A 3,425-nucleotide genomic window follows, 5' to 3' on the forward strand; every position below is an offset into this window, starting at 1 on the left:
CTGGCGATTCACTTTAAACGGCAAAGAAATCTTCCATTACGGACCGCTTGATCAGGGATGGTGGCCTGAAAGTTTTCTGCTTCCTCCATCGGATGAGGCTATCGTTTGGGAAATGGATTTTCTGAAAAAGGCAGGATTTAACATGATCCGCAAGCATAAAAAAGCTGAAATTCGCCGATATTATTATCATGCCGACCGTATGGGATTTGTAATTTGGCAAGACCAGACATCGGGTGGTAGCGGTGGCCGCGAATGGCCAAAATGGAAAAGGCTGCACATGGAGAGCGAAAATTATAATCCGGAGAGGCAAAATCAATGGCATAGAGGAGATGCTCTTGATGCAGACTGGCCGGACTGGGCACACGACTTGTATAAAAACGAGCTGAAAACAATGATTGATGTGCTTTACAATCATCCGTCGGTAGTAGTTTGGACAACCTTTAACGAGCGCTGGGGACAGCACCGCAGTATGGAAGTTGGTAACTGGGTAAAAGCTTACGATCCGTCGCGCCTTTTAAATATTGCCAGCGGTGGCAACTTCTTCGAAGTGGGCGATATTGCCGATCAGCACGAGTATCCGCATCCAAATTACCCCTTAGACGTGGATCTTTACAATGATTACATAAAAGCTGTTGGCGAATTTGGTGGACACGGTTGGGCTGAGAAAGACCATATCTGGGATACATCGAAACGAAACTGGGGATATGGTGGAATGCCAAAAACTAAAGAAGAATACATTGAACGTTATGTTGAAAGTTGTAGAATTCTTGGTGAGTTAAGAAAAAAAGGAATCAGTGCGGGCGTTTATACCCAAACTACTGATGTTGAAGGTGAGCTTAACGGACTGATTACCTACGATAGGGCAGTAATGAAAATTTCACCTGAGAAACTTTATGAAATTCATAAAAAAGCCGGATTACTTGATTAGTTTTATAAATGAAGAAAAAAGCTATAATACTTAGTCTATTTTTCGGTTGTTTGTTGCTTGTTGTTCAGACAGTTTCAGCAAGTAACACACCTTCGGCAGCAGACGGTCAGCAACCAAATATCGTATTTATCCTCGCTGATGATTGTACGAACTGGGATATTGGTTGCTACGGAAGTGTGGATTCAAAAACACCCACTATTGATAAGCTGGCTTCAGAGGGGATGCTTTTTACACGATGCTACGAAGCAGCTCCGATGTGTTCGCCAACCCGGCATAATATTTTTACCGGTTTGTACCCGGTAAAATCGGGGGCTTATCCAAATCATACCAATGCAAATCAAGGAACAGAAAGTATAGTGCAATACCTGACCCCTCTGGGGTACAGGGTTGCACTTTCTGGTAAAAGGCATATTGGCCCCGAAACGGTATTTCCTTTCGAATATCTCGGAACCAAAAATAATCCGGAGTTCGATTTGGTTGAAGGTTTCCTGAAGGAAGTGAAAGACAGCAAAGAACCCTTTGCATTGATGCTTACTTCAAACGAACCACATACGCCGTGGAGCAAAGGCGATCCAACACAGTTCGATGCCGAGAAAATTACATTGCCGCCGCATTATGTCGATACAAAAGAAACCCGCGAAGCCTATTGCCGGTACCTAGCTGAAATTAATTTCCTCGACGGGCAGGTAGAACAAGCGCTCGCTTTGCTCGATAAATACGGTTTTACAGAAAATACAATGGTTGTTTTTGCCAGCGAGCAGGGCAACAGTTTCCCATTTTCCAAATGGACCTGTTACGAGGCAGGTGTTAAATCGGCTCTGATAGCCAAAATGCCGCAAAAAATTCAGCCCGGAACCACATCTGATGCCATTGTGGAATATTCCGATTTGCTGCCAACTTTTATAGAAGTAGCAGGTGGTAAGGTTCCCGAGAAACTGGATGGGGAAAGTCTGTTACCGCTAATGCTCGGAAAAGCTGAAAAAGTAAAAGATTACGCGTACAGCCTGCAGACAACAAGAGGTATTCATAATGGCAGCGAACATTATCCAATTCGGGCTATTGTAAACAATCGTTACCGCTATATCTGGAATATTACACCCGATGTTGAATTCAAAAACGTGGTAAACAACAGAGGTGAAAAAGGTACACTGTGGTACAAATCGTGGGAAGAAAAGGCAATTACGGATAAGAACGCTGAGGCCCTCGTGAATAATTATCGAATCAGACCGGAAGAAGAACTTTACGACATTATTGACGATAAGTGGTGTGAGAAAAACCTAGCCGAGTTGCCTGAATTTGAAAGCCTAAAAAAGCAGCTTCGAAACGAGCTGATTAAATGGATGGAAGAATGCGGAGACGAGGGATTAAAAACCGAAATGGAAGCTTTTGAACACATGCCGGGTAGACATAACTAAAAAGTAAAAACTATAAACACCAGTCTAAACCAATTAAAAAAATGAAACAAATCTGCCTGCTTTTTTTTGTTAGCTTGTTACTGATCAATTGTAAAGGCGAAAAACATAACACGGAACAATCGGAGCCCGGTCGTCCAAATATCATTTTAATACTTTCAGACGATATGGGATATTCCGATCTGGGTTGCTATGGTGGCGAAGTGGAAACACCAAACCTGGATGCCCTGGCAGCAAACGGTTTGCGTTTTACCCAGTTTTATAACGGCGCGCGCTGTTGCCCAACACGTGCCAGTTTAATTTCGGGTTGTTACCCACACCAGGTTGGAATCGGACACATGACCAACACGCCAAATAATTTTACCGAGCACGACCTTGAAATTCCCGAATATCGCGGCTTTTTAAACCGAAATGCGGTTACCATTGGAGAAGTAATGAAAGATGCCGGTTACGCAACCCTGATGACCGGAAAATGGCACCTGGGAATTTCCGATAAATCAAAATGGCCGCTTCAACGTGGGTTTGATAAGTTTTACGGAATTATACCCGGAGCAAGTAACTTTTTTAAACCTACTTATCCGCGCGGAATTACCTACATGAACGACACGATTTCGGTTACCGACGAGGATTATTATACCACTGATGCTTTTACCGATTATGCGATAAAATTCATCGACGAATCGGCGCAGGAAGAACCTGAAAAACCGTTTTTCCTTTACCTGGCTTACACTGCACCGCACTGGCCTTTGAATGCTCTTCAAAATGTAGTTGAAAAGTACAAAGGCAAATACATGGAGGGATGGACAAAACTGCGCGAAACACGATTTGCCCGCATGAAAGAAATGGGAATCATCGATGAGAACTGGGAACTCAGCGACCAGGATTCAAGAGAATGGGATTCGTTAGACGATGAAAAGAAAAAGGAAATGGATGTGCGCCGGGCCATTTATTCGGCAATGATCGATCAGATGGATCAGAACATTGGTAAACTGGTTGACTACCTTAAAAAAGAGGATGAATTGGATAATACGCTGATCATTTTCCTGAATGACAACGGAGCATGTGCCGAAGGTGGAGAACTGGGC

The 3,425-nt window shown here is 43.5% G+C and carries 3 protein-coding genes; all 3 read left to right on the plus strand.

All coding sequences use genetic code 11. The annotated features are described in order from the left end of the window. Positions 1-928, plus strand: a 928-nt coding sequence (locus tag ABZB17_RS21670; RefSeq protein WP_372653594.1) for a glycoside hydrolase family 2 TIM barrel-domain containing protein, incomplete at its 5' end; no start/stop codon positions are given. A gap of 8 nt (positions 929-936) precedes the next feature. Beyond that, positions 937-2,343 (plus strand): sulfatase, encoded by a 1,407-nt coding sequence (locus tag ABZB17_RS21675; RefSeq protein ID WP_372653597.1) that lies wholly within the window; start codon positions 937-939, stop codon positions 2,341-2,343. A gap of 41 nt (positions 2,344-2,384) precedes the next feature. Continuing rightward, on the plus strand, positions 2,385-3,425 hold a 1,041-nt coding region (locus ABZB17_RS21680), incomplete at its 3' end, for a sulfatase-like hydrolase/transferase (protein WP_372653599.1).

It is taken from the genome of Draconibacterium sp. (genome assembly GCF_041583095.1).
GTDB lineage: Bacteria > Bacteroidota > Bacteroidia > Bacteroidales > Prolixibacteraceae > Draconibacterium.